Origin of the sequence: Micromonospora sp. NPDC049799 (genome assembly GCF_040656655.1) — a bacterium.
Taxonomy (GTDB): domain Bacteria; phylum Actinomycetota; class Actinomycetes; order Mycobacteriales; family Micromonosporaceae; genus Micromonospora.
The window spans coordinates 1-4,376 of sequence record NZ_JBFAMU010000412.1 but is presented as its reverse complement, the minus strand read 5'-3'; the positions used below and the strand labels follow the sequence as shown (position 1 = coordinate 4,376).

Sequence of the window (4,376 nt, the reverse complement as noted above, 5' to 3'; positions counted from 1 at the left end):
GGAGCGTGACCCTTCTCAACCGAAAGCGCAATCCGATGTGCAGGTGTAGCCGTTGGGGGAGATAGTACCCGGCGTCAGCGCGAGCACCACCTCGTACAGCGCCACGATCTGCGGCCAGTCGGTGCTGGCCAGGTCCGGCGCCTCGGCGTGCAGCGCGGCGATCGCGGCCTGCACCCCGTACGGACCGGCCGGCCCGCCGGTCAGCGCGACCTCGACCAGCCGGCGGCCCTCGTCGATCATCGGGCGGTCCCACCGGCCGCGGTCCTGATCTTCCAGCGGGACCACCGCGCCGTCCGGCCCCGTGCGGGAGTCCCGCCGGGCGTGGATCAGCAGCATCAGCCCGAGCAGGCCGGACACCTCCCGCTCGGCGGGCAGCAGGCGGCGCAGGATCCGGGCCAGCCGGATCGCCTCCTCGGCCAGGTCCAGCCGCTGCACGCGCGGGCCCGAACTGGCCGCGTAACCCTCGGTGAAGACCGAGTAGACGACCTGGAGCACGCCGGGCAGGCGCTCGGGCACCTCGCTCGCGGTCGGCACCCGGAACGGGATGCGGGCCTCGCGGATCTTCTTCTTCGCCCGCGTGATCCGCTTGGCCATCGTCTCGACCGGGACCAGGAAGGCGCGCGCCACCTCGGGTGTGGTCAGTCCGGCGAGGCACCGCAGGGTCAGCGCCACCCGGTCCTCGGCGGGGAGGGCCGGGTGGGCGCAGGTGAAGAACATCCGGAGGCGCTCGTCCGGGAGGTCGCCCTCGACGTCCCCGATCGGGCCGGCCTCGGTCCGGTCGGCCTCCACCTGCAGCAGCGCGAGGCGCGCCGCGTGTGCCCGGTCCCGCCGCAGCCGGTCGACCGCCCGGCGGCGGGCCGGGGTCATCAGCCACGCCCCCGGTTTCGGCGGAACGCCGTCGACCGGCCAGCGCGCCACCGCCGCCTCGATCGCGTCGGAGGCCACCTCCTCGGCCAGGTCGAGGTCGCCGAAGCGACGGACGAGGGCCGCCAGCAGCCGGCCGTGCTCCTCCCGGAACACCGCCTCCACCGCCGCCAGCGGAGCCCCGCGCGTCGCACCGGCGTCGTCCACCTCAGCCTCCGAAGTCGGCGACCGGCCGCACCACGACCGACCCGCTCCCACGCGAGCCGGGGCAGCGGGCCGCCCAGTCCAGTGCCGCGTCCAGGTCCGGCACGTCGATCACGTAGAAGCCGCCGAGGACCTCCCGGCTCTCGGCGAAGGGCCCGTCGGTCACGAGCCGCCGGCCGTCCGGACCGGTCCGGACCGTGGTGGCGGTGACCAGGTCCGCCAGCGACTCCCCGGAGACGAAGATCCCGGCCTCGTGGACCTCCTTGTCGTACGCCATCCAGTCAGCGACGGTGCACTCGGCGGCCCCGCCCTCCGCGCCGACCGCGCCCGCGTTGATCAACAGCATGTACTTCATGTCGCACTCCTCGGTGTCCGGCGCGGCACCGTCGCCGCGCACCCTCACCACGGACGGGACCCCGCCGGATGGACACGCCCCCGAAGATTTTTTGCCCGGCCCCCGGGAATTGTCCCCGGCGGTGCGGCCGGGGGAGCCGACCGGCATCCCCGGGGCCGGGCCGTGCGCGCGTCTGTCATCCTTGGGACGGTGACGCTCGGCCACCCACCCCGGCACCGCATCAGCCGCCGCACCCCCACCCCGAGGCCCAACCGCACCCGTACCCGGATCGTCCGTGCCGTGCTCGCGCTCGGCGCGGTCGCGGCCCTCGTCGCCCTCGCCGTGGTCGTCGTGCCGATGCTGCGCCCGCCGGGTCCGCGCCCGCTCTTCCAGATGCCGGTCGCGTGCGGCGAGACGTGGCAGCTCGGCACCTACCCCGGCCACGACGACTACGACGTCGACTTCTTTCCCACCGATGGCGAGGCGTGGGGCCGGCCGGTGCTCGCCTCCTACGCCGGCACGGTCACCGTGGCGGGCATCAACGGCTCCCTGGGCGGTCGCACCCCGGAGAACCCGAACGGCCCCCGGGGTCGTGGCGGCGGGTACTGGGTGAAGATCGACCACGGGGGCAGGTGGGAGACGCAGTACCTCCACCTGCTCGAACCGCCGCTGGTCCGGGAGGGCCAGCGGGTCGCCCAGGGCGAGCAGATCGGGCGGGTCGGCAGCACCGGCAACTCCGGCGCACCGCACCTGCACTACGAGCAGCGCCGGGGCTGGGACAAGGTCGAGACCTTCTTCGACGGGTCACCCTCCGGCATCACCACCGACGACCGGGAGTACACGGTGCGGCTCATGAGCAACAACTGCGCTGCGTGAGCCCTAGGCGAGACGCTTGCGCATCTGCTGGGTGACCACCTGGAAGCCCGCCGTGGAGTAGAGACCGATGGCCGCGGGATTGTCCCCGAAGACGTTCAGTTCCAGGTGCGTCGCTCCGTGGTCCCGTGCCGTCGCCTCGGCGGCGGCCAGCAACGCCCGTCCGAGGCCCCTGCCCCGGAACTCCGGGTCCACCTCGATGTCGTAGAGGAAGGCGCAGCCGGCGACCCCGCGCGGGTGGGTGAGCCCGATCCACAGGCGGCCGATCGGCGTGCCGTCGGCCAGGACACCCCGGAGCAGGATCATCTGACGGGTGTCGAGTCCGTCGGGCAGCAGGGTCCGGTTGCCCTCCAGGGCACGGTCGAGCGCCTCCTCCTCCGGCCAGACCCCGGCGGCCACCTGGGCGTCGGCGAACTGCCGCGCGACGGCCTGCTGCCAGCTGTCGAACTCGGACTGCTCCATGGGGCGGGTGGTCACGACGGTCACGGCAGCGATGCTCGCACCCACGACGACCCCCGACAACCCGGTTCCGGGGCGGGTGCCGGGATCACCGGGTGCGGATCAGGCCGGGGCCGGCGGCTATGCCGACGCCGGCGTCGCGCGGTCGCCGTCGACGGGACACGGCGGCGGCGCACGCCAGGCAGAGGGACGCGGCCACGACCAGCGTCGGACGGGCTCCGAGGTGGACGGCGGCGGAGCCGAGGGGAATCGCCAGGACGATGGGCCCGAACATCGCGGTGTTGGCGGTCGCCGCGACCCGACCGAGCACCGCCGCCGGCGTGTGTCGCTGCAGGGCGGTCACCGCGGCGACCAGTGCCCAGGGCAGGCCGAAGCCGGCCAGCACCGAGGCCGCGACAGTGGCGGGCCACCAGGGCAGGCAGCGGACGAGGCAGCCGACCCCGAACAGTGTCGTGCCGGCGACGCCCACGGTGACCGGGCCCCAACTGCCGAGGAGCCGGCCCACGACGAGGCCCCCGACGACGGACCCGGCGCCCTGGGCGCTGAGGACGACGCCGAGGAACGTCGCCGGCAGGGCCAGTTCGGTGGTGACCATCGCGTAGGTGGCGGCGGTCGTGAAGCCGGACATGGCGATCGACAGGGCGGCGAGGGCGACGGCGATGCGCAGCGCCGGCTGTCCGAGCAGGACGGCGAGGCCGGCGCGGAAACCGCCCGGCCGGTCCGCCGGCAGGTCGGGAGGCGTCCGTACGAGCCGCACGGCCGCGTACAGCAGGGCGACGAGGACCGGCATCGCCGCGCTGAGGAGGACGACCGCGTGGCCGCCGTGCCACGCGTACAGGCCCGCGCCGGCCACCGGAGCCACCAGCTTCATGCCCTCCTGGGCGCTGGAGCGCGCGCCGTTGACGTGGCCGAGCTGTGCCGGTGACAGGGCGGACGGCAGCAGCGCCGTCTCGCCCGCGTCGATCAGCACGTAGCTGAGGCCGTAGGCGCAGGACACGACGAAGATGAGCCAGGTCCGGTCCGGTCCCCGGACGGTCAGCAGAGTCAGCAGGACGGTGGCCAACGCCAGGTTGACACCGACGACCAGCGGTCGCCGGGGCACCCGGTCGAGCAGGGCGCCCAGCCAGGGGCCGGCGAGGACCGGGGCGTACACGCACAGCCCGGCCAGGGCCGCGAGGCCGGTGGAGCCGGTGAGGTCGAGGATCCAGATCCCCGCCACCAGGGACATGGCGCTGCTGCCGAAGCCCGACAGCAGGGAGATCGCCACGAACAGTCCGGCGTTACGGCGCATGAGCCCTCCAAGCGTGAGCCGGGACGACTCACAGCCTGGTTCTTGAGTGACTCACAGGCAAGACGGCGAGCTGCTGTCAACGATCCGTTGACAACAGCATCGCCAGCGTCGCGCCCGCCGATCGCACCGGCCCCGGCAGGCGCTCGGGATCCGCGCCGGCCAGGTCGGCGGCGACGTGCGAGGCCAGCGCGTGCAGGGAGCCCGGGTCGGCGTCGAGGGCGTTCTCCACGGTCGCGCGCACCAGCGCCGCCCGACGGAACCGCCCGTCCCACCGCCGGTCCGCGTCGATCCACCGCGCCAGCTCGGCGACCGCGCCCCGCAGGGCCGCGACCCGCGACGAGTACGCCTGGT

General features: G+C 74.3%; 5 protein-coding genes and 1 pseudogene. 1 reads left to right on the top strand and 5 read right to left on the bottom strand.

What is annotated here, in order from left to right:
• Nucleotides 1-15: 15 nt before the first annotated feature.
• Together AB0I76_RS23410 and AB0I76_RS23405 are read right to left on the bottom strand one after the other, a co-directional pair.
• A complete protein-coding gene (locus AB0I76_RS23410) occupies nt 16-1,071 on the bottom strand; it encodes a sigma-70 family RNA polymerase sigma factor (RefSeq protein WP_357039195.1) in 1,056 nt (351 codons plus the stop codon).
• Between the two features lies 1 nt (nt 1,072).
• Nucleotides 1,073-1,423, bottom strand: a complete 351-nt coding sequence (locus AB0I76_RS23405) for a YciI family protein (protein WP_357039192.1) — start codon at nt 1,421-1,423, stop codon at nt 1,073-1,075.
• Between the two features lie 267 nt (nt 1,424-1,690).
• Between AB0I76_RS23405 and AB0I76_RS23400 the strand changes: the two genes are divergently transcribed.
• Nucleotides 1,691-2,278, top strand: a complete 588-nt coding sequence (locus tag AB0I76_RS23400) for a M23 family metallopeptidase (RefSeq protein ID WP_357039198.1) — start codon at nt 1,691-1,693, stop codon at nt 2,276-2,278.
• Nucleotides 2,279-2,281: 3 nt separating this feature from the next.
• Here the strand turns inward: AB0I76_RS23400 and AB0I76_RS23395 are convergent, their stop codons facing one another.
• From AB0I76_RS23395 to AB0I76_RS23385, 3 genes and pseudogenes are all read right to left on the bottom strand, one after another.
• A complete protein-coding gene (locus AB0I76_RS23395; RefSeq protein WP_357039190.1) occupies nt 2,282-2,761 on the bottom strand; it encodes a GNAT family N-acetyltransferase in 480 nt (159 codons plus the stop codon).
• Nucleotides 2,762-2,822: 61 nt separating this feature from the next.
• Nucleotides 2,823-4,025 (bottom strand): MFS transporter, encoded by a 1,203-nt coding sequence (locus tag AB0I76_RS23390; RefSeq protein WP_357039187.1) that lies wholly within the window; start codon nt 4,023-4,025, stop codon nt 2,823-2,825.
• A gap of 76 nt (nt 4,026-4,101) precedes the next feature.
• Nucleotides 4,102-4,376: pseudogene (locus AB0I76_RS23385) on the bottom strand (hypothetical protein); the annotation flags it as partial.

What these genes read in the sequence shown, in the direction of transcription:
- AB0I76_RS23405 (WP_357039192.1), bottom strand. Translation starts at nt 1,423, where the DNA reads ATGAAGTACATGCTGTTGATCAACGCGGGCGCGGTCGGCGCGGAGGGC.
- AB0I76_RS23390 (WP_357039187.1), bottom strand. Translation starts at nt 4,025, where the DNA reads ATGCGCCGTAACGCCGGACTGTTCGTGGCGATCTCCCTGCTGTCGGGC.